Source organism: Streptomyces atroolivaceus (assembly GCF_000717025.1).
GTDB lineage: Bacteria > Actinomycetota > Actinomycetes > Streptomycetales > Streptomycetaceae > Streptomyces > Streptomyces atroolivaceus.
This window is the reverse complement of the sequence record NZ_JNXG01000002.1, coordinates 242,156-261,806: the sequence shown is the minus strand read 5'-3', so window position 1 is coordinate 261,806 and position 19,651 is coordinate 242,156. Positions and strand designations below refer to the sequence as shown.

At 71.3% G+C, this 19,651-nt stretch carries 21 protein-coding genes; 14 read left to right on the top strand and 7 right to left on the bottom strand.

Translation table 11 applies throughout. The features are described from left to right. Positions 1-159: 159 nt before the first annotated feature. Positions 160-1,926 carry an LCP family protein gene (locus OO67_RS04445; RefSeq protein WP_033297450.1) on the bottom strand — a complete coding sequence of 589 codons (1,767 nt, stop codon included), beginning with the start codon at positions 1,924-1,926 and terminating at the stop codon, positions 160-162. A 449-nt stretch (positions 1,927-2,375) separates the two neighbouring features. On the opposite strand from OO67_RS04445, the gene OO67_RS04440 reads away from it, so the two are divergent. The 8 genes from OO67_RS04440 (at position 2,376) to OO67_RS04405 (ending at position 9,778) form a co-directional block, all read left to right on the top strand. Then, complete coding sequence (locus OO67_RS04440) at positions 2,376-3,887, top strand: sensor histidine kinase (RefSeq protein ID WP_033297448.1); 1,512 nt, start codon at positions 2,376-2,378, stop codon at positions 3,885-3,887. Next, positions 3,884-4,327 (top strand): roadblock/LC7 domain-containing protein, encoded by a 444-nt coding sequence (locus OO67_RS04435; protein ID WP_033297446.1) that lies wholly within the window; start codon positions 3,884-3,886, stop codon positions 4,325-4,327. Before OO67_RS04440 ends, OO67_RS04435 begins: the two co-directional genes overlap by 4 nt. Then, positions 4,324-4,695 carry a DUF742 domain-containing protein gene (locus tag OO67_RS04430; RefSeq protein ID WP_033297444.1) on the top strand — a complete coding sequence of 124 codons (372 nt, stop codon included), beginning with the start codon at positions 4,324-4,326 and terminating at the stop codon, positions 4,693-4,695. The genes OO67_RS04435 and OO67_RS04430 overlap by 4 nt, the downstream gene beginning before the upstream one ends. Continuing rightward, on the top strand, positions 4,676-5,329 hold the full coding sequence (locus OO67_RS04425) for a GTP-binding protein (RefSeq protein ID WP_033297441.1): 654 nt from the start codon (positions 4,676-4,678) through the stop codon (positions 5,327-5,329). Before OO67_RS04430 ends, OO67_RS04425 begins: the two co-directional genes overlap by 20 nt. Then, positions 5,326-6,561, top strand: a complete 1,236-nt coding sequence (locus OO67_RS04420; RefSeq protein WP_033297439.1) for a cytochrome P450 — start codon at positions 5,326-5,328, stop codon at positions 6,559-6,561. Before OO67_RS04425 ends, OO67_RS04420 begins: the two co-directional genes overlap by 4 nt. After that, the gene (locus OO67_RS04415; protein ID WP_033297436.1) at positions 6,558-7,766 is read left to right on the top strand and encodes a cytochrome P450 family protein; all 1,209 of its coding nucleotides are present in this window, start codon (positions 6,558-6,560) and stop codon (positions 7,764-7,766) included. The genes OO67_RS04420 and OO67_RS04415 overlap by 4 nt, the downstream gene beginning before the upstream one ends. A 131-nt stretch (positions 7,767-7,897) precedes the next feature. After that, positions 7,898-9,016, top strand: coding sequence for a phosphoserine transaminase (gene serC / locus OO67_RS04410; RefSeq protein WP_033297434.1), 1,119 nt, complete (start codon positions 7,898-7,900; stop codon positions 9,014-9,016). A 150-nt stretch (positions 9,017-9,166) separates the two neighbouring features. Beyond that, positions 9,167-9,778 (top strand): Uma2 family endonuclease, encoded by a 612-nt coding sequence (locus OO67_RS04405; RefSeq protein WP_033297432.1) that lies wholly within the window; start codon positions 9,167-9,169, stop codon positions 9,776-9,778. A 90-nt stretch (positions 9,779-9,868) separates the two neighbouring features. Here the strand turns inward: OO67_RS04405 and OO67_RS04400 are convergent, their stop codons facing one another. From OO67_RS04400 to OO67_RS04390, 3 genes are read right to left on the bottom strand one after another with little or no spacing between them, the layout of a single operon-like run. Next, on the bottom strand, positions 9,869-10,423 hold the full coding sequence (locus OO67_RS04400) for a GNAT family N-acetyltransferase (protein WP_033297430.1): 555 nt from the start codon (positions 10,421-10,423) through the stop codon (positions 9,869-9,871). Positions 10,424-10,443: 20 nt separating this feature from the next. After that, complete coding sequence (locus OO67_RS04395) at positions 10,444-11,274, bottom strand: ABC transporter permease (protein WP_033297428.1); 831 nt, start codon at positions 11,272-11,274, stop codon at positions 10,444-10,446. Then, on the bottom strand, positions 11,271-12,266 hold the full coding sequence (locus OO67_RS04390; protein WP_033297426.1) for a daunorubicin resistance protein DrrA family ABC transporter ATP-binding protein: 996 nt from the start codon (positions 12,264-12,266) through the stop codon (positions 11,271-11,273). Before OO67_RS04390 ends, OO67_RS04395 begins: the two co-directional genes overlap by 4 nt. 96 nt (positions 12,267-12,362) lie before the next feature. Between OO67_RS04390 and OO67_RS04385 the strand changes: the two genes are divergently transcribed. After that, positions 12,363-13,148 (top strand): TetR/AcrR family transcriptional regulator, encoded by a 786-nt coding sequence (locus tag OO67_RS04385; protein WP_033297424.1) that lies wholly within the window; start codon positions 12,363-12,365, stop codon positions 13,146-13,148. Between the two features lie 53 nt (positions 13,149-13,201). Next, a complete protein-coding gene (locus OO67_RS04380) occupies positions 13,202-13,603 on the top strand; it encodes a PPOX class F420-dependent oxidoreductase (RefSeq protein ID WP_033297421.1) in 402 nt (133 codons plus the stop codon). Between the two features lie 286 nt (positions 13,604-13,889). Here OO67_RS04380 and OO67_RS04375 read toward each other — a convergent pair whose 3' ends face one another. Beyond that, positions 13,890-14,873 carry a hypothetical protein gene (locus tag OO67_RS04375; protein ID WP_033297419.1) on the bottom strand — a complete coding sequence of 328 codons (984 nt, stop codon included), beginning with the start codon at positions 14,871-14,873 and terminating at the stop codon, positions 13,890-13,892. Positions 14,874-14,931: 58 nt separating this feature from the next. Between OO67_RS04375 and OO67_RS04370 the strand changes: the two genes are divergently transcribed. Together OO67_RS04370 and OO67_RS04365 are read left to right on the top strand one after the other, a co-directional pair. Next, complete coding sequence (locus tag OO67_RS04370; protein ID WP_033298671.1) at positions 14,932-15,630, top strand: GDSL-type esterase/lipase family protein; 699 nt, start codon at positions 14,932-14,934, stop codon at positions 15,628-15,630. A 151-nt stretch (positions 15,631-15,781) separates the two neighbouring features. Beyond that, positions 15,782-16,741, top strand: a complete 960-nt coding sequence (locus OO67_RS04365) for an endonuclease/exonuclease/phosphatase family protein (RefSeq protein WP_033297417.1) — start codon at positions 15,782-15,784, stop codon at positions 16,739-16,741. Positions 16,742-16,767: 26 nt separating this feature from the next. On the opposite strand, the gene OO67_RS04360 is transcribed toward OO67_RS04365, so the two are convergent. Continuing rightward, positions 16,768-17,409 (bottom strand): TetR/AcrR family transcriptional regulator, encoded by a 642-nt coding sequence (locus tag OO67_RS04360; RefSeq protein WP_033297415.1) that lies wholly within the window; start codon positions 17,407-17,409, stop codon positions 16,768-16,770. A gap of 311 nt (positions 17,410-17,720) precedes the next feature. Here OO67_RS04360 and OO67_RS04355 point away from each other — a divergent pair, with 311 nt between their 5' ends. Continuing rightward, complete coding sequence (locus OO67_RS04355; RefSeq protein WP_033297413.1) at positions 17,721-18,146, top strand: ArsI/CadI family heavy metal resistance metalloenzyme; 426 nt, start codon at positions 17,721-17,723, stop codon at positions 18,144-18,146. Positions 18,147-18,284: 138 nt separating this feature from the next. Here the strand turns inward: OO67_RS04355 and OO67_RS04350 are convergent, their stop codons facing one another. Then, a complete protein-coding gene (locus OO67_RS04350) occupies positions 18,285-19,166 on the bottom strand; it encodes an NAD(P)-dependent oxidoreductase (protein WP_033297411.1) in 882 nt (293 codons plus the stop codon). A 96-nt stretch (positions 19,167-19,262) separates the two neighbouring features. Here OO67_RS04350 and OO67_RS04345 point away from each other — a divergent pair, with 96 nt between their 5' ends. Beyond that, a complete protein-coding gene (locus OO67_RS04345) occupies positions 19,263-19,631 on the top strand; it encodes a winged helix-turn-helix transcriptional regulator (RefSeq protein ID WP_033297409.1) in 369 nt (122 codons plus the stop codon). The last annotated feature ends 20 nt before the right edge of the window (positions 19,632-19,651 follow it).

The window sequence follows — 19,651 nt, the reverse complement described above, 5'->3', positions numbered from 1 at the left end:
CACGTGAGCCGGACGGGCCCGGCACGGTGGGCCGGGCAAGGCCCGGCGCGAGAACCCGACGGGCCCGGCGCGGTGGGCCGGGCAAGGCCCGCTACCGAGGGCCGGACAGGGCCCCGCGCGGTCGGCCGGCCCCGCGGTGTGATGCGGGGCCGGTTCGGGCTACTTGGCGCAGACCGCCTTGTCCGCCTCCACGCGCTGGATGTCGTCCGGGGCCTTCGCGGGGGCGGTGAGCGGGCTGCCCGCCTTCTTGAAATCGGGGCCCAGGGTCAGCGCCATCGGTTCCATCTCGCCCGCGTCCGTCGTCGTCGGCTTGAGGGCCGAGGCCGACAGCCCCATCATGTCGGCCAGCCGGCGGGCCTGGTCCGCCTGGTTGGGCGCGTAGACGAGCTGGGTCTTCTTGACGTCCTCCGGCGCGTTCGCCTGGTTCGTGGACTTGAGCACGCCCTGTTCGTTCTGCAGCCAGTCCAGGGCGTTCTGCGCGGAGCCGGCGGGGGCGCCGCCGTTGTAGACGTCGACCCGCACGTCTGCCGGTGCGGCCATCTCGCCCTTCAGCTTGGCGTCCGCCTTGGCCTTCGCCTCGGCCTTCTCCTGCTTCGCCACCGCGGTGAAGGAGACGTCCTCCCGCATCATCGAGAAGACCTGCGGGGCCTTGGACTCGTCGAGGATGACGGTGGCCTTGTCGTTCGGGTTGTCCAGCACCGGGACCGTGGTGAACGTGATGTTCTTGGGGTCGACCGACGCCAGCTCCATGCCCAGCTGACGCAGCCGGTTTATGTCGGCGATCTTGTCGTCGACGGTGAGCGCCTTGGTGGCCGCCTCCGCGAGCGACCACATCTTGGTGGGGCTGGTCAGGGTGTCGTTGGACTTGAGCTTGCGCATCAGCGAGCCCAGGAACTGCTGCTGGATCTCGATGCGGCTCAGGTCGCTGCCGAAGCCGACGGAGTGCCTGGTGCGCAGGAAGGCGAGCGCCTGCTCGCCCTGGAGGGTGTGCTCGCCCTTGGCCAGCTTGAGGTGGGAGTCCTTGTCGTCGATGTCCTTGGCGAGACAGACGTCCACGCCCCCGACGGCCGACGTCAGCGACTTGACCGCGTTGAAGTCGGCCACCATGAAGTGGTCGACCTCGATGCCGGTGAGCTCGGTGACGGTGCGCATGGTGCAGCTGGGGGTTCGCTCGGACTGCCCGAGGCTGGTGTTGAAGCGCCCGCCGGGGGTCGCGGGGATGTCCTTCTCCTCCCCGTTCTCCAGCTGCGTCGGGCAGACGGGGATGTCCGCTATCAGGTCACGCGGGATGCTCAGCGCGGTGGCGTTCGTGCGGTCCTTGGAGACGTGGAAAAGGATGCTGGTGTCGGCGTGGCCGACACTGCCCGCGTCCCCGTAGCCCTCGTTGCCCTCGCCCGTCCGCTTGTCGGTCCCGATCACCAGGACGTTGATCGCCCGGTCCTTGCTGAAGCCGCCGGTGCCGGCCCCGTCGCTGGAGACGGCGGTGATGTTGCCGTTGAAGTGCTGGTACACGAGGTAGCCCGCGGTACCGACGCCCACCATCAGGAAGGCGACCACGCCGCCGGTCCACGCCAGGGCCTTCTTCTTGCGGGACTTCTGCGGCTTGGCCTTGCGGCGCCCGGCGGCCGGTGCGGCCGCCCGGCCCGCCGGCTTCCGCGCCTCGTCCCGGTCCCCACGTCCGCCGCCGGCACCCCGGCGCCCGCCGCGCTGACCGGGGACGGAGGCCCGGTCCCCGGGCGGCCGTGCCGTCTCCGGCTTCGGGCTGCGGCGCGGTCCGGGCCTTCTCGCGTCCGTCGTACCGGCCGACGCGGTTGATCGCCCTGAGGAGGGGGTCAGTCGCAGTTCGTAATCACCGGTGTCGGGGTTGAGTACCCACTGGTCTGCGGGGTCGATAGCCTCGTCCCGCCCACGGCCTTGCGCGTCCACGGTTGCCTGCGTCCTCCGTCGGGGCCACGCGGCGCCTCCCCCTTCAAGGCGCGCGGTGTGTCTTACGGCAGTGCCGACCGCGAAAGTCGACTGCACCGGAGCGCTCACCCTAGCTGGCCACCGGCTCACGAGCGACGATCGTGATAAATCAAGCATCACACAGGGGACATACCGCAACATTCGACACTACTTGCCCGTCAGCCCCGCGACTTGCCTTGGGGGGCACCGACCCCATGACTCCGCCAGAGTCGATTCAAGCCAGATTTCATATAGAAGTGGCCACAAGGAATCCCCAAACAAGTCGCCAATTCTCCTATAGTTGCCTCGACTTGATCAGGAACAATCAGGTCCAGTTGTGGTCCTTTCATCATCACCACACCGTTACATCCCGATTGCCCCTTCTGTCACACCTGTCCATTCCTCCGCACCGTCCGCCCCGAGGACTCCGATTGCGCCCTTCACTCCGGCCGACCGCACTCGCCCTGCTGATATCGGCAGCCGTTACCGGTGCTCTGTGCCTGTGGGCGGTCGCCGCCGCTCCCGCCTCGGTACGGACCCCGACCGCATGGGGGGCGGGCTCCGCCGCCGTGCTGCTGTGCGTCGCGGCGGCCGTCACCGTCCACGCGCTCGCCACCGCCCGGAATCTGCGCGCCATGCGGGCCGCCGACTCCGAACGCTTCACCGCCGAGACCTCCCGCCTCGTCTCGACCTCCGCCGCCGAGGCGCAGCGCTTCACCGCGGAGATCGCCCGCATCAGAGCGGCCGCCTCCGCCGAGGCGGCCCGGGTGACCGCCGAGGCGGACGACCGGGTCGCACGGGTCACCGTCGAGGCCACCGAGCAGCACGAACGGCTCACCGCCGAGGCAGCCCGGCTCACCACCCGTGCCCGGCGCGCCGAGAACGAGCGCTCCGCGGCGATCTCCGCCTGTGCCAACGCCGCGGGCCGGATGCAGGCCCTGGCCACGAGCATGCTGGCCGACCTCCGCGAGATGGAGCACCGGCACACCGCCGAGGACGTGCTCGGCGATCTGCTGCACCTCGACCACCGCACGGCCCAGGCGGGCCGTCTCGCCGACTCCATCGCCGTGCTGACCGGTGCGCGCTCAGGGCGCCGCTGGGCCAAGCCGATCGTGATGGAGTCGATCCTGCGCGGAGCCATGGGCCGTATCGGCGGCTACCAGCGCATCCGCCTCCACTCGACCAGCGATGTGGCGATCGCGGGCCACGCCGCCGAGGGCGTCATGCACGCCCTGGCCGAACTCCTTGACAACGCTGCCAACTTCTCGCCGCCCACCGCCGAAGTGCATGTGTACGTCGAGGAGGTGCCGGCGGGCATCGTCGTCACCGTCGAGGACAGCGGCCTGGTGATGAGCGACGTGCAGCTGCGCCGCGCCGAGCGCGCCGTCTCCGCCGACAACCAGGACCTCACCGGTATCTCCGGCACCCGGCTCGGACTCGCCGTCGTCGGCCGGCTGGCCAGGAAGCACGGCCTGACCGTCTCCTTCCGGCCGTCGGCACGCGGAGGAACGGGCGCCCTGATGATGCTGCCGCAGGAGCTCATCTCGCGTACACCCGCGACCACCGCTCCCCTCCCGGAGCCGGCCGGACACCCCGAGCCCGAGCCGGCCCACACGACGCCGGGCCCGGACAGCCGTACCCCGGCCACCGCGGCGGCGCACTCCCCCGGGTCCGCGTCGCGGACGGATGCCGCGTCCGGGAGCCCGGAGTCGGCGTCCGAGTCCACCGGTGGTGTCCCCCAGGTCGGTGAGAGCGGCCTGCCCAAGCGGCGCCGCGGCCGCACCCTGGCCGCCGCCGAAGCACGTACCGGCAATGCCACCCCCGGCGGAGCCGAATCCCCCAGGCCCCGTGCCACCGACCCGAAGGTCCAGGCTGCCCGCTTCAGCACCTTCAGCCAGGCGGTACGAGCCAATTCCCCGCACCCGGAAGGCAACACCCGATGAGCGCGACCACCGATGAGAAGCTCAACTGGCTGCTGGAGGGGCTGCTCGACCGCACGCCCGGCGCCCGGCACGCTCTCGTCCTCTCCCGGGACGGCCTGAAGCTGTGCCGCACCCCCGAACTCTCCGTCGACCAGGCCGACCAGCTCGCCGCCATCTCCGCCGGCATCCAGAGCCTGTCGCACGGCGCGTCCATCGAGTTCGGTGACGGCAGCGGCGGCGTACGGTCCGCGATGACCGAGTTCTACGGCGGCGTGCTGTTCATCGTCGAGGCGGGCGCGGGCGCCCACCTGGCGGTCGTGGCGGCGGAGGACTCCGACGTCGGCCTGGTCGGCCACAACATGAGCGAACTCGTCGAGCAGCTCGGCGAATACCTCGTCGCCCCGCCGCGCGACCCCTCCGGCGACACGGCGGCCACGGTCGCGGAAACCGCGGACGTATGACGTCCGTCCCGCGCCCCCGCCCCGGACGCGACGACGACCCGGACCGGCTGTACACCCTCACGGGTGGCCGCAGCCGGTCCGACTCGGCCGCGTTCGACCTGGTGACGCTCGTCGTCGCCGAGTGCGACCCGAGCCCCGGAATGCAGTCGGAGCACGTCGCGATCCTGCGGATGTGCAACAGGCCCACCGCGGTCGTCGAGATCTCGGCCACCCTGAATCTGCCCGTCAGCATCGTCCGCATCATGCTGTGCGACCTGCTCGACACCGGCCGGATCAGCGCCCGCCACCCCCGTACTGCCCGTGTCGCGGACCGGCTCCCCGACACCGACACCCTGGAACAGGTGCTCGTTGGACTCCGCAACCTCTGACCGTGCCGCCCTGCAGGCGACAGCCGACAACGGACTGAAGATCGTCGTCGTCGGCGGCTTCGGGGTCGGCAAGACCACCATGGTCCGATCCGTGAGCGAGATCCGTCCGCTCAACACGGAAGAGACCATGACCCGCGCGGGCGAGGCCGTCGACGACCTCGACGGTGTGCACTCCAAGACGTCCACCACGGTCGCCTTCGACTTCGGCCGCATCACGCTCGACGCGCGTTCGGTCCTCTATCTCTTCGGCGCGCCCGGACAGGAACGCTTCTGGTTCCTGTGGGACCGTCTCTTCTCCGGAACCCTGGGCGCCGTCGTCCTCGTCGACACCCGGCGGCTCGCCGACTCCTGGTACGCGATCGACCGGCTGGAGCACCACGGCACGCCGTTCATCGTCGCGTGCAACGACTTCGGCGGCTCGTTCCACACCGAGCAGCAGATCCGCGAGGCCCTCGACCTCTCCCCCGACGTCCCGCTCGTCGAGTGCGACGCGCGGGACCGCTCCTCCAGCAAGTACGTCCTGATCACGCTGGTCGAGCACCTCCACGCGATGTCCGTCGCCCGTGCGAAGGCTTCCGGCCCTGCCCTGTCCGCCGGCCCAGCCCCGGCCATGACCCCGGAGCCCACCCCGTGACCCAGTGCCCCGTGTCCCACGGTCCCGTACCTCTGTCCGGACCACGGTTCCAGACCGACCCCGTGCGGCTGTACCGGGAGATGCGCCGTGACCACGGCGCCGTGGCCCCCGTCGTCCTCGCCGGCGACATACCCGCCTGGCTGATCCTCGGCTACCGCGAGCTGCACCAGGTCACCGGCGACCCGGTGCTCTTCAGCCGCGACTCCGAGCTCTGGAACCAGTGGGACAACATCCCGGAGGGCTGGCCGCTGCTGCCGATGATCGGCCGCAGGCAGCCGTCCATCCTCTACACGGTCGGTGAGCGGCACACCGTCCGTGCGGCGATGATCAGCAACGCCCTGGAGGCCGTCGACCCGTTCGCGCTCAAGCGGTACGCGGAGGAGTACGCCGACGATCTCATCGACCGCTTCTGCTCCATCGGCCGCACCGACATCATCGCCGAGTACGCGATGCTGCTCCCGGCCCGCGTCCTAGCGAAGCTCTACGGCTTCAGCGACGAGGTCGGCGGACCCCTCGTGGGCGCGCTCAACGACATGATCGACGGCCGCGAACGGGCCCTGGCCGGACAGCAGCACCTCGGCACGGCCATGTTCCAGCTCCTCGCCGACAAGCACGCCCGGCCCGACGACGACGTGGCGACCCGGATGCTCCAGGACCCGGGCGGCTTCACCGACGAGGAGGTCGCCCAGGACCTCATGGTGATGATGGCCGCGGGCCACCAGCCGACCGCCGACTGGATGGGCAACTCGCTCCGGCTGATGCTCACCGACGACCGCTTCGCCGCTTCCCTGTCGGGCGGCCGGCACAGCGTCGGCGAGGCCATGAACGAGGTGCTCTGGGAGGAGACCCCCACCCAGAACGTGGCGGGCCGCTGGGCGTCCCGTGACACCCACCTCGGCGGGCGTCACATCCGCGCCGGTGACCTGCTGCTCCTGGGCATCGCCGCCGCCAACGTCGACCCGCAGATACGCACCGACGGCTCCGCGCTGACCGGCGGCAACAACGCCTTCCTCTCCTTCGGGCACGGCGAACACCGCTGCCCGTTCCCGGCCCAGGAGACCGCCGAGGTCATCGCCCGTACGGGGATCGAGGTGCTCCTGGACCGGCTCCCGGACGTGGACCTCGACGTCCCCGCGGAACAGCTGACCCGGCGCCCGTCCCCGTGGCTGCACGGGCTGACGGATCTGCCGGTGCACTTCACGCCCACCCCAGCTCTTGGAGGCCTGAAATGACCCGGATCGCCCTCGATCCCCTCGTCGCCGACCTGGACGCCGAGAGCGCCGCGCTGCGCGCCGCCGGCCCGCTGGCCGAGGTGGAGCTCCCCGGCGGGGTCCACTGCTACGCGGTCACGCACCACGCCGAGGCCCGCCAGCTGCTCACCGACAGCCGCGTGGTCAAGGACATCAACGTCTGGAACGCCTGGCAGCGCGGCGAGATCCCGATGGACTGGGCGCTGATCGGCCTCGTCAACCCGGGCCGCTCCATGCTGACGGTGGACGGCGCCGAGCACCGCAGGCTGCGCGGCATGGTCGCGCAGGCGCTGACGGTGAAGCGGGTGGAGCGGCTGCGGGCCGGCATCGAGGCGCTGACGAACGCCTCCCTGGACCGGCTCGCGGCGCTGCCCGCGGGCGAGCCGGTCGACCTGAAGGCGGAGTTCGCCTATCCGCTGCCGATGAACGTCATCAGCGAGCTGATGGGCGTGGACGCGGCCGACCACCCCCGGCTCAAGGAGCTCTTCGAGAAGTTCTTCTCGACGCAGACCCCGCCGGAGGAGGTCCCGCAGATGATGGCGGACCTCGGCGCCCTGTTCACGAAGATCGTCGACGACAAGCGGGCGAACCCGGGCGACGACCTCACCAGCGCCCTGATCGCGGCCTCGGAGGACGGCGACCACCTCACCAACGAGGAGATCGTCAACACGCTTCAGCTGATCATCGCGGCCGGCCACGAGACCACGATCAGCCTGGTCGTGAACGTCGTACAGGCGCTCCAGACCCACCCCGAGCAGCGCAAGCGCGTGCTGAGCGGGGAGGTGCCGTGGGAGAACGTGATCGAGGAGACCCTGCGCTGGAACACCCCGACCTCGCACGTCCTGATCCGCTTCGCGACCGAGGACATCGAGGTCGGCGACAAGGTCCTGCCGAAGGGCGAGGCCCTGATCGTCTCGTTCGGCGCGCTGGGACGCGACGAGAAGCAGTACGGGCCGACCGCCGGTGAGTTCGACATCACCCGCACCCCCAACCGCCACATCGCTTTCGGCCACGGTCCGCACGTCTGCCCGGGTGCCGCGCTCTCCCGGCTGGAGGCGGGGGTCGCACTGCCCGCGCTGTACGAGCGCTTCCCCGGCCTCGACCTCGCCGTCCCCGCCTCCGACCTGCGGAACAAGCCGATCGTGACCCAGAACGACCTGTACGAACTCCCGGTCGATCTGGGCTGATCGCGCACGTTTCGCCCTGCCGGTTTTCCACTGTCCTGCCCGCCCGCGCCGGTCGTCCGGCATCCGGAGCGTGTGTCTCATCCGACGGACGCGGTCTTCCACCGCTACCGGAAGGGACTACGCTCCGGATCGTGGCTGACATCCAGATTCCCGCTGACCTCAAGCCCGCCGACGGACGTTTCGGCGCCGGGCCCTCCAAGGTGCGGACGGAGGCGGTCGACGCACTGGCCGCGACCGGCACCTCCCTTCTCGGCACCTCCCACCGCCAGGCCCCGGTCAAGAACCTGGTCGGCGAGGTGCGTGACGGTGTGCGCAGCCTCTTCTCCCTCCCCGAGGGGTACGAGGTCATCCTGGGCAACGGCGGGTCCACCGCCTTCTGGGACGTCGCGACGCACGGTCTGATCGAGTCCAAGTCCCAGCACCTGAACTTTGGCGAGTTCTCGTCGAAGTTCGCGAAGGCCGCCAAGCTCGCCCCGTGGCTGGCCGACCCGACCGTCATCGCCTCGGACCCGGGCACCCACCCGGACCCGCGGGCCGAGGCGGGCGTCGACGTCTACGCCTTCACCCACAACGAGACCTCGACGGGTGTCGCCGCCCCCGTCAAGCGGGTCGCGGGCGCCGACGAGGGCTCGCTCGTCCTGGTCGACGCCACCTCCGGCGCGGGCGGCCTGCCGGTCGACATCACCGAGACGGACGTCTACTACTTCGCCCCGCAGAAGTCCTTCGCCTCCGACGGCGGCCTGTGGATCGGTGTCTTCTCCCCGGCCGCCCTGGAGCGGGCCGCGCGCGTCCACGCCTCGGGCCGGCACGTCCCGGAGTTCTTCTCGCTGCCCACGGCGATCGACAACTCGCTGAAGAACCAGACGTACAACACCCCGGCGCTGGCCACCCTCTTCCTGCTGAACGAGCAGCTGAAGTGGATGAACACGCAGGGCGGTCTGGACTTCACCACCGGCCGCACCGCGGCGTCGTCGCAGCACCTGTACGGCTGGGCCGAGGATTCCAAGTACGCCACCCCGTTCGTCACCGACCCGGCGAAGCGCTCGCAGGTCATCGGCACGATCGACTTCGAGGACGGCATCGACGCGGCGGCCGTCGCCAAGGTGCTCCGCGCCAACGGCATCGTCGACACGGAGCCGTACCGCAAGCTGGGCCGCAACCAGCTGCGCGTGGCGATGTTCCCGGCGATCGACCCGGCGGACGTCCAGGCGCTCACCGCCTGCATCGACTACGTGATCGACAAGCTCTGACGGTCACACGTCCGGAACGGCCCTGCACACCTCGGTGAGCAGGGCCGTTTCTGCTTCACTCGGCCGGGTGACGAACCGCCTGCGGGACGGATTCGGGAGCCCCGTCCTACGATGATGTCCTCGACACCAGCCATTTCAGGAGGGCCCGCCATGTCTGCTGCCGCAGTCGAGCACCCCTGTGACGATGAGCCGGAACCGATGCTCGTGACGGCGAACCGTCTCATGGAGCAGCTTCCGGGTTATCGCGTCGAGATCATCGGAGGCGTCATCACCGTGGCCCCACCCCCGGACGGCCCGCACGCCCGCGCTCTGACCAAGCTCATGCGGCCCTTCATCACCGCCGGACTCGACGACGGGGAGTCCGCGGTCCTCCAGGCCATCGGCCTGTGGCTGCCCGGCGGGCCGGAGGACTACGCCATCCCGGACCTCGCCGTCGTGGACGCGGACTTCGACGGGCATCTGGTCGAGAACAACTGCTACGACCCGGCCGTCTTCCGCCTCGTCCTGGAAGTGACATCAGGCAACTACAAGAGCGACCTCCGCAACAAGGTCGCCGCGTACGCCGAGGCGAAGATCCCGGCGTACGTGGTCCTGGACCGCCGCCACGGCCGCCTCCACGTCCTGACGGAGCCCACCGGCTGCACGTACGACAGCCACGAGGTCTACGCCCCCGGCCAGTCGGCCGAGCTTCCCGCGTCGATCGGTGCCGACATGACCCTCGACGTCGCCGAGCTGGTCGAGGCGGGCCGTCCCCGCCCGTAGCGTCCGTCGGATGCCCGGCCCCCGGAGCTGCCGCGTCCGCGCTCCGCGCACCATGGAGGCCTGGGACGACGACGGCCGCGTCCGTCCTGATCAGAGATCGCGGCCGGAGCACGCCACCCGGTCCGTCGCGGTCTCCCGGGCGGTGTCCCGCCGCCACCGCACCTCACCGTCCTCCCGTCCGTCCGTGGGCAGGAGCCCGGCAGCGGTGGCCACGGCTGCGGAGGCCGCGTGGTCCGGGTGGATGTGGGCGACGACCGTACGGACGGAGCCCCGGTCCAGCAGGTGCCGGACCAGACCGGCGGCCCCCTCCTTCGCGTAGCCCCTGCCCTGCCACCGGGTCCCGACCACCCAGGCCACCTCTGCCCGCGCCCCGCGCACGGTGGCCTGCACATAGCCGGCCAGGCACCCGTCGGCCCGCACCCGGAGCACCCAGTTCCACCAGAGTTCGGCGGGGTCGGGCGAGCCGGCAGCCTGGCGCTCGTAGCGGGCTCGCAGCGTGCCGGCGTCCTCCGGGGCGCCTCCCGTCCAGGTGTGGAGGGCAGGGTCGGAGAGGACCCCGGCCATCTCCTGCGCGTACGTGGCATCGAGCGGGAGAGCGTCGAGACGGAAGGTGGAGAAGGGCTCGGGGGCCCGGTCGGCCTGCATGGACGGACCCTACGCGGGGCTCAGCGGCTGAGCCGCTGGAATCTGCGCACCGCGAGCGGCAGGAACACCAGCGTGATCACCAGCGGCCACACCAGCGCCATCAGCAGCGCGTGCTCCTCGATCCAGGTGCCGCCGCCCGCCACCGGGTTGCCGAACAGCTGCCGGGCTGCGGTGACCGTGGAGGAGACCGGGTTCCAGGCGGCGACCGTGCCCAGCCAGCCGGGCATCAGCGAGGGGGCCACCATCGCGCTGGAGATCATCGTGACGGGGAAGGCGATCGCGTACAGCCCGCCCGCCGATTCCGCGTTCGGGACGAGCAGGCCGATCCAGACCCCTACCCAGATCAGGCTGAACCGCAGCAGCAGAAGCAGACCGAACGCCGCCACAGCTGCCGGCGGGCCGCCGTCCGCCCGCCAGCCGATCGCGAGCGCCGTGGCCGCCAGGATCGCCAGCTCGGCGGAGGCCACCACGAGGTCCGCGGCCCCGCGCCCTGCGGTGACGGCGGACGGGGCCATCGGCATCGACCTGAAGCGGTCGATGACCCCCTTGCCGGCGTCGGTGACCACGGCCATGGCGGTGTTCATGAAGCCCAGCGTCATGGTCGTGGCGAACATGCCGGGCATCAGGAACTCCCGGTAGTCGCCGCCCCCGGGCACCTTCATCGCGCTGCCGAAGACGTAGCCGTACAGCAGCACCGAGATGATCGGGAAACCGAGCTGCCAGACGATCGCGAGGGGCTGCCGCTGGTAGTGGGTGAGGCTGCGGCGGGTGACGTTCCAGCAGTCGGCGAGCGCCCAGTACGCCCGGCTCCGCTCGCGGCCGGTGGTGGCGGGCAGTTCGAGCGCGGTCATGCCGCGGCCTCCGTTCCGTCGGGGGCCTGCGCGCCGTGTCCCGTCAGGCGCAGGAACACGTCGTCCAGGCTCGGCCTGCGCAGTCCGATGTCCTCCACCGCGATCCCTTCGTCCTGGAGGGACCGCGCCACCTCGGTCAGTGCGGCCACCCGGTCGGTGACCTGGGCGTGCACGCGACGGTCCGGCGCATCCGTCACCACGAGTCCGCCGCCCGCCACCCGGTCCACGGCCTTCGCCACGGCCGCGAGGTCGGCCGGCTCCGCGGCGACGACCTCGATCCGGTCGCCGCCGACCCGGTCCTTGAGTCCGTCCGGACTGTCGTCCGCGATGGCCCGCCCCCGGTCGATGACGGTGATGTGCGAGGCGAGCCTGTCCGCCTCGTCGAGGTACTGCGTGGTCAGCAGCACCGTCGTACCGCCGGACACCAGTGCCCGTACGGCGTCCCAGACCTCGCCGCGGCCGCGAGGGTCGAGCCCGGTCGTCGGCTCGTCGAGGAACAGCACGGGGGGCGCGAGGATCATCGAGGCGGCCAGGTCGAGCCGCCGCCGCATCCCTCCGCTGTACTCCGTGACGCCCTTGTCCGCCGCCTCCACCAGGTCGAACTGCTCCAGCAGCTCGTCGGCCCGCCGCCGAGCCCCGCCGCCCAGATGGAAGAGGCGGCCGAACATCTCCAGGTTCTGCCGGCCCGTGAGGACCTCGTCCACGGCGGCGTACTGCCCGGCGAGCCCGATCCTGCTCCGTACCTGCCGCGGCCGGCGGGCGACGTCCAGTCCGGCGACCTCCGCCCGGCCGGCGTCGAACCGCAGCAGGGTGGCGAGCACCCGCACGGCGGTGGTCTTCCCGGCACCGTTCGGCCCGAGCAGCCCGTGCACGGTGCCGGACCTGACCGCCAGGTCGAACCCGTCGAGCGCGCGTTTCTCCGCGGCCCCCTTCTTCGCCCCGTACCGCTTCACGATCCGCTCGGCCAGCACGGCGTCTCCGGATGCGGACATGGCACTCCCTCCCCTTCAGGCTCCCTTACTGGGTACACCGTACCCGATTTCGAGTACACCGTACCCAGTTTCATGTCGGAGGCTTACCCTGAGCCCATGACGAAGAGCGCACCGACAGGCGGCACCACCACGGGGAGCGGCGACATCGCACGGAGCCTGGAGCTCCTGTGGGGCACCGGAGAACGTCCCAGCCGTGGCCCCAAGCCGGCTCTCACGCTCGACCGGATCGTCGGCAAGGCCGTGGAGGTCGCCGACGCGGAGGGCCTCGACGCCCTCTCGATGCGCAGGCTCGCCACGGAGCTCGGGACCGGCACGATGACGCTCTACCGCTACGTCCCCGGCAAGGCCGAACTGCTCGACCTGATGCTGGACCGCGTCCAGGGCGAACCGCTCGCCGCGGACGCGTCGGAGGTGCCCGGGGACTGGCGGTCGGCCGTCGAGGCCATGGCCCACAGCTACCTGGCCACCCTCCGGGCCCACCCCTGGCTCCTCAAGATCAACCAGGCGCGCACGGTCCTCGGCCCGAGCGCCCTGCGCGGTCTCGAACTGTCACTGACCGGGCTCCGGGGGATGAACCTCACCGGTCCCGAGCTGATCGGCGTGATCATGACGGTGAACAGCTTCGTCGAGGGCCTCGCCCGCACCGAGAACCACGCCATGGAGGCCGCCCGCGAGACGGGCCTGAGCGACGAGGCCTTCTGGAAGGGACAGCACCCGTACCTGGAGCGGGCCATGCTGAGCGGCGACTATCCGCGGATGGCCGCCCTGCCGGAGGACGCGTTCGGATCCGACTTCGACCACTTCGCCTTCGGCCTCGGCCGCATCGTCGACGGGCTGGAGGCCCTGGTCCGGCAGCGCGCGGAACAAGTGACCGGGCCATGACGGACCGATGACCCGAAGGTCCGCCTCGCCCCTGTTTCATGCACCATGGATGCATGGAGACGATCCATGAGCTGGAGCCTTTCGTGAAGCAGTACACCGTCCTGCTCAGCACCCGCAGGCCGGACGGCTCGGCTGCCCGTACCCCCGTCAGCATCGCCGTCGAGGGTGACCACGCCTACATCCGCACGTTCTCCTCGGCCTGGAAGGTCGACCGGATGCGTAACCACCCGATGGTGGAGATCGCGCCGTGCACCGTGCGGGGTGCGCCGACAGGACCACCTGTGAAGGCCTGGGCGCGGCTCCTCCAGGAGGACTCGAAGGAGAACACCCACGCGGCGCGGACGCTCTCCCGGAAGTACCCCGCGCTCCAGGGCGTGGCCGTCCCGCTCACCCACCGGCTGAAGCGCGACCGCACCCTGCACTACGAACTGCGGCCGGTCACCGACGACGTCTGAGCGTGCCGGCGTGCGGCAGCAGGGCGGCACGGTTCCGCCACAGCCCCGTCGGCGTGGGCGGGACCGGGAGGTCCACGGGTACCGGCGGTCGGCGAGTCCGTCCGGCCGGGGGCACGCCCTGCGTCCGGCGGCGAAGAGTCCGGGGATCGGGGGTTGCAGTTGCCGTTGCGGCAACTCCTACCGTCGTGACAGGGCCGGAGAGACCGGCCCGGCGACACACACGCGGGAGACGCGATGGACTGGCCGATCTCGGAGATGGCCCGGCTGAACTGAGCCGGCGGGACCGCTACCCGCGGCGGCGCCCGGCCGCGATCAGAGCCACCACGACGACGACGACGGCCAGAGCGCCTCCCGTCACCGTGCCCTTGTCCGAGCCGCCGCCGTCCCCGTCGTCCCCGGGCGAAGTCCCACCGCCCCCGCCGTTCGGGGAGGGCGCCTTGCCGCCGCCCTTCACCTCCACGCGCACCACTTCGCTGTTCTCCCCCTCGGAGCCGAACATCATCGCGGAGCCGTCCGCCGTGTACGCCACCGACTCGGACTGGCCCTGGAGCGGCACGCTCACCGCGTGGTCGGCACCGAGCCGGCCGTCCTCGAAGGCGTAGCCCCGGGCGCTGAAGTACGAGCGCAGCACCAGTTCCCCGCCGTCCGGCGAGAACGCCCCGTCCGTCACCCACGGCACCTCACCCACGCGCCGGAAGACGTTGGCTCCGCCGGCCGTCAGCTTCTGCGGGCCCTCGTAGAGACCGCCGCCGTCCTCGTTCTTCGAGGCGATGAACACCCGCCCCGTCGTGGGGTGGACCATCATCGCCTCGGCGTCGCGCGCCCCGTCCGCGTACGTCACGTCGAACTGCGTCGCCCGCACGGTGGCGTCCGCGAGCCGCTTCGGCTCGGGGAAACGGTAGATCCAGACGTGGTCCCAGGAGCCGCCGAGGTTGTCGCCGATGTCACCGACGTACAGGTTCCCGTCGGGCCCGATCGAGATCGCCTCCACGTCGCGGGGCTCTCCCACACCTTTCATGGTGATCGTCGCCACGGTCCTGCCGGTCCGGGAGTCGACCGCGTAGACGTACGGTCCGTCCTCGCTGTCGTTGTGCGTCCAGTACACGCCGGGGTGGATCCGGCTGGCGGCGAGCCCGCTGGACTCGGTGATCCGGGAGTCCTCGATCGTGAAGCTCCGGTCCGCCCTGTCCCCGTCGTCCGCGACGGCGGGCGCCGTCCCCGTCAGGAACAGGAGGGCGGCGGCAGCGGAGACGGTCAGCAGCGATCTCATGGCACAAGTGTCCACCGTCACGTCGCAGCCCGGAGACGTGATCCGCCATGATGTCGCCATGCGTTTTCTCTTCGTCGGCGACAGCATGACCGTGGGCAAGGCCGGCGACTTCACCTGGCGCTACCGCATGTGGCAACACCTCGAGGCGACTCTCGGCGACGGCGGGTACGCGATCACGGGCCCGCGAACCGAGTTGTACGACACCGAGGCGAACGCCCCGCTCTCCCACGCGTACGGCGATGAGGCCTTCCCCGCGTCCGCGCGGCGCCACCTCGCCGGCTGGGGCGAGGGCTGGCTGCACATGGCCCCGGTCATCGCGGACACCGTCAGGGCTGCCCGAGCCGACATCCTGCTGGTCTCTCTCGGCCTGATAGACCTCGGCTTCTACACGGACAGCACGCAGACGGCCGCGAACGCACGGGCGTTCGTCACCGCGGCCCGCACCGCGAACCCCCGGATCAAGCTGGTGCTGCTGCCTGTCATACCGAACATCAGGGCGGAGTCGGACGCTCCCTTCGCCGCCGAGTGCGACCGTTTCAACACGCTGCTCGCGAAGGCGGTCGCCGACCTGGACGCCCCCTCGTCGCCGGTCCTGCTGGCCTCACGCCCCGCGGGCTACGACATCCACACGGACACGTACGACGGCACCCACCCCGGCCCCTCCGGCGAGCACAGACTGGCCGCCGCGTTCGCCGACGCGATGCACCAGGCCTGGGGCGTGGGCGGCCCGTACGCGGGAGCACTGGCGGCGGCCTGAACTCCCGGGGGCCTCACGGTCACCGCACGCCCCCCGCCTCGTCGTGGAACACCTCCGGCCGGTGCCGGGGGCCGGAACCGGATCACGGGGCTGCGCGTTCCGGTGACGGGCGGGGCATCACGGGGAGACGCCCGGACGGGGGCACGAGCGGGTGACGAAGAAGCCCGACGCGCGGAAGCGGGGCTGGAGCCGGCGGCGGGGCCGTGCGGTCGCTCTGCTCTGTCTCCTGGTGGCCGTCCTGCTCGTCCGTCCCGGCCTGGTCCCCAACACCCCCGGCCGCGTGGGCAGTCTGCTGGAGACCTTCCTCCCCTGGCTCGGCCTGGCCGTCCCCGTCCTGCTGGTCCCGGCACTGCTGCGCCGCTCCTTCCTGGCGTCGGCCGCGCTGCTGCTGCCCGTGGCCGCCTGGTCCGTCTCCTTCGGAGGCCTGGTGTCCACCGGTGACCGGCCGGCTGAGGGCACGTTCACGGTGGTCCAGCACAACGTCAGCGACGTGAACCCCGATCCGGCCGCGACCGCGAGGGCGCTGGCCGGTACGGACGCCGGCCTCATCGCCCTGGAGGAGCTGACGGCGACGGCGCTGCCGGCCTTCGAAGCGGCCTTGGCCGCGGACCACCCCCACCACGCGACGAGGGGCACGGTCGGACTCTGGTCGAAGTACCCCCTCAGCGACGCACGGCTCGTGGACATCAGGCCGTCGGGTGTCGGGGAGGGGTGGAACAGGGGCCTGCGGGCGACCGCCCGCACGCCGCGGGGCGAGGTCGCCGTGTACGTCGCACACCTGCCCTCGGTGCGGATCGGCCCGGCGACCGGGCTCACGTCGGGCCGGCGGGACGAGAGCGCCGTCCTCCTGGCCGAGGCCATCGCCGCCGAGCCCCTGGAGCGGGTGATCCTTCTGGGGGACCTCAACGGCACGCTGGACGACCGCGGTCTGGAACCGGTCGGCTCACTGATGAGCCGGCCGGGACCGGGCTTCGCGTTCAGCTGGCCCGCGGGGTTCCCGGTCGCCAGGATCGACCAGGTCCTCGCCCGTTCGGCGACGGTCACCCGCGTCAGGTCGCTGCCCGCGACCGGCAGCGACCACTTGCCCGTAGCCGCGGACATCAAGGTGTGACGACGCCAGGGGCGCGCACGGTCCGCTCAGCCGACGGTCTCGACCCCGAGCATCGCGAGCCCGAGCTTGGTCAGCTCCTCCGTCACCTCGTCCGGCCGGGCCCTGCGCGGGCGGCGTGCGTGGTGGGCCATGAGTTCGTGGACCGTGCCGACCATCACCATCACCACGACCCGGTGGTCCCGCTCCTCCACCTCGCCGCGCACCGCCGCACGCTCGGCCTCACCGGTGAGGAAGTCGGTCCACAGGTCACGCCACCGCTTGCAGTGCGCGTCCACCGCCGGGCTCACACCCAGCACCTCGACGAACGTCACCCGCGCCTCACGCAGGTCCCGGGTCACCGCCGACACGTACGCGTCGAAGAGCCGGCGGAAACGCTGCTCCACCGGACAGTCGTCCATCCCCTCGGAGAGCAGGGCCACTTCCGCCGCCCGCAGTCCACTGGTCGTGATCTGGTTGTGCAGGGCGGTCAACAGGCCCTCACGGGAGCCGAACTCCTCCCAGAGCACCTCCGCCGGCACCCCGGCCGTCTCGCACAGGTCCTGCTCCGACGTCTGCGCGTAGCCGTACACCCCGAAGAGCTCCAGGGCAGCGTCGAGGAGCTGCCCACGGGCCCGCGTACGCACACCGTCGACCACACCGGTCAGTTGGTCCACCGGGACATCCACCACGGGTCCTCCTTGATATGCCCCATGTCCGGTTCCCACGGCCGCGGTCGCGCGGGTCGCGAGAACCGGACAGGGCTCGGGCGCCTCTGGATGGCGCGTGCGCCATTGTCCTGACCCCCCTTGCCGCACGCGACCCGCGCCGCGCCGTCGGCGGCACAGTCCGCCAGGACCGGTGACAGGTCGCACAGGTGTGCAGCAGCTGGTGGCCGAGCGCCGCAGGCCCTGTTTCGACATCTCTCTATGTTGACGTCCTTCGATTCAGAGAGCAGACTTGAATCGAAGAACGTCAATACAGCAGGCCTCAGGAGGCAGTCATGTCCCGTGCCCAGCTCGCGCTCAACGTCGCCGATCTCGACGCGTCGGTGACCTTCTACTCCAAGCTCTTCGGCGTGGAGCCCGCCAAGCGCCGCCCCGGCTACGCCAACTTCGCGATCACCACCCCGCCGCTCAAGCTCGTCCTCATCGAGGGCGAGCCGGGCCAGGAGACCCGGCTCGACCATCTCGGCGTCGAGGTCGGCAGCACCGGCGAGGTCACCGCCGCCGCCACCCGCCTCAAGGACGCGGGGCTCGCCACCTTCGAGGAGAACGACACGTCGTGCTGCTACGCACTCCAGGACAAGGTGTGGGTGCACGGCCCCGGCCGTGAACCCTGGGAGGTGTACGTCGTCAAGGCGGACGCCGGACGGATGAGCAGGAGCCCCGCCCCGGACGAGGAAGCCGGCTGCGCCTGCGGGAGCTGACCCTCCCACCCGGGCCCGCCCCGCCGCCCGTGCCCGGCCGACCGAACGGCCGGAAGGACAGCACCCTGCCCGAAGGTCCCGTACCCGCGATCTCGCCGGCAGGTGCGCGTAGTTCGGCGACCCGGGGCTGAGGGGCGGTCAGCGGACCAGCAGGTCGACCACTCCTGTCAGGTCCTCGTCGCCGCCTCCCCCGGCCAGGCGTCGGCGCATCAACTCGAAGTAGGGGCTGAGCAGTTCCGTGCTCACACCCTGCTGCTCGGCCGTGCCCAGGAAGGTCGGCGTGCCGGCGACCTGCATGGCGAGACGGGAGACGACGCCCTTGGTGTAGTCGCCGCTCCGCAGCTGTTCGGCGGTCAGGTGGGCCGACGGCGCCATCGCGACGAGCCAGTCGGTGAGCAGCGGTGCCAGCGACGCGGGGTCGATGTCCTCCTTGCGGATCAGGGCGAAGGCATGGGCGATCCCGGCGGACATCCCGTACATGGCGCTGAGCAGCGCCACGTCGTACAGGGCCGCGAAGCCCGCGTCCTCGCCGACGTAGGTGGTGCCCACCGGGACGGCCAGCGTCTCCCGGTGCTGCTCGAAGACCTCCCGCGAGCCGCTGTAGAAGACGTAACCGCCGGCCTCCGGAACGCCGATCATCGGAGGCACGGCCATCATTCCGCCGTCCAGGTACCGGGCTCCGCGCGCGCGGGCCCACTCGGCGCGGGCGCGGGCCTGGGCCGGGGTGCCGGTGATCAGGTTGACCAGGTCCTTGCCGGCCAGGTCGGCGCCGTCCAGCGCCTCGTCGACCGAGGCGTCGTCCAGCAGACAGACGACGACCAGGGTGTTCGCCGCGACCGCGTCGGCGGCGCTGCCCGCGACCTCCGCGCCCTCGGCGGCGAGCGCGGCGGCGCGGGCCGGGGTGCGGTTCCAGACGGTGAGGGGGTGACCGGCGGAGAGCCAGGTACGGGCCAGTTCGGTACCCATCGCGCCCAGGCCCAGCAGGGTGACGGGGGTCTTCTCGACAGTCTTCTGTGTCATGCCGGTCAGACTCGCCCCGGGGCACCGGCCGATCAAGTACGCACTTCGGAGTGGGTGGTTACCCTGAGGTGAGCAAGCACGTCGGAGGGGTGGGGTATGACGACGCTGAACCGGCCCGACACGCCGGACGCACATATCTGCGGGATCGACACCGTGATGGAAGTGATCGGTGGCAAGTGGAAGGTGCTGATCCTCTGGGCGCTCGAGACCCAGCCCCGGCGCCGCTTCGGCGAGCTGCGCCGGCTGGTCCCGGGGATCACCGAGAAGGTACTCGCCTCCCACCTGCGTGAGATGGAAGCCGACGGCATCGTGCGCCGCGTGGCCTACGACGAGGTGCCGCCCCGCGTCGAGTACTCGCTGACCGAGGACGGGGCGCGCCTCAACGACGCGCTCGAGCCGCTGGCCGTGTGGGGCCGGGGACGGCCCGCCGGCCGCAGGGCGCCCAGCCCCCCGCCGACCGTGTGACCAGCCCCTCGGCGCGAGCT

Coding starts and splice junctions, on each gene's coding strand:
- OO67_RS04395 (WP_033297428.1), bottom strand. CDS start 11,274: ATGACCGCGCTCGAACTGCCCGCCACCACCGGCCGCGAGCGGAGCCGG.
- OO67_RS04400 (WP_033297430.1), bottom strand. CDS start 10,423: ATGCAGGCCGACCGGGCCCCCGAGCCCTTCTCCACCTTCCGTCTCGAC.
- OO67_RS04380 (WP_033297421.1), top strand. CDS start 13,202: ATGGAGACGATCCATGAGCTGGAGCCTTTCGTGAAGCAGTACACCGTC.
- OO67_RS04350 (WP_033297411.1), bottom strand. CDS start 19,166: ATGACACAGAAGACTGTCGAGAAGACCCCCGTCACCCTGCTGGGCCTG.
- OO67_RS04345 (WP_033297409.1), top strand. CDS start 19,263: ATGACGACGCTGAACCGGCCCGACACGCCGGACGCACATATCTGCGGG.
- OO67_RS04405 (WP_033297432.1), top strand. CDS start 9,167: ATGTCTGCTGCCGCAGTCGAGCACCCCTGTGACGATGAGCCGGAACCG.
- OO67_RS04415 (WP_033297436.1), top strand. CDS start 6,558: ATGACCCGGATCGCCCTCGATCCCCTCGTCGCCGACCTGGACGCCGAG.
- OO67_RS04375 (WP_033297419.1), bottom strand. CDS start 14,873: ATGAGATCGCTGCTGACCGTCTCCGCTGCCGCCGCCCTCCTGTTCCTG.
- OO67_RS04430 (WP_033297444.1), top strand. CDS start 4,324: ATGACGTCCGTCCCGCGCCCCCGCCCCGGACGCGACGACGACCCGGAC.
- OO67_RS04435 (WP_033297446.1), top strand. CDS start 3,884: ATGAGCGCGACCACCGATGAGAAGCTCAACTGGCTGCTGGAGGGGCTG.
- OO67_RS04390 (WP_033297426.1), bottom strand. CDS start 12,266: ATGTCCGCATCCGGAGACGCCGTGCTGGCCGAGCGGATCGTGAAGCGG.
- OO67_RS04370 (WP_033298671.1), top strand. CDS start 14,932: ATGCGTTTTCTCTTCGTCGGCGACAGCATGACCGTGGGCAAGGCCGGC.
- OO67_RS04385 (WP_033297424.1), top strand. CDS start 12,363: ATGACGAAGAGCGCACCGACAGGCGGCACCACCACGGGGAGCGGCGAC.
- OO67_RS04355 (WP_033297413.1), top strand. CDS start 17,721: ATGTCCCGTGCCCAGCTCGCGCTCAACGTCGCCGATCTCGACGCGTCG.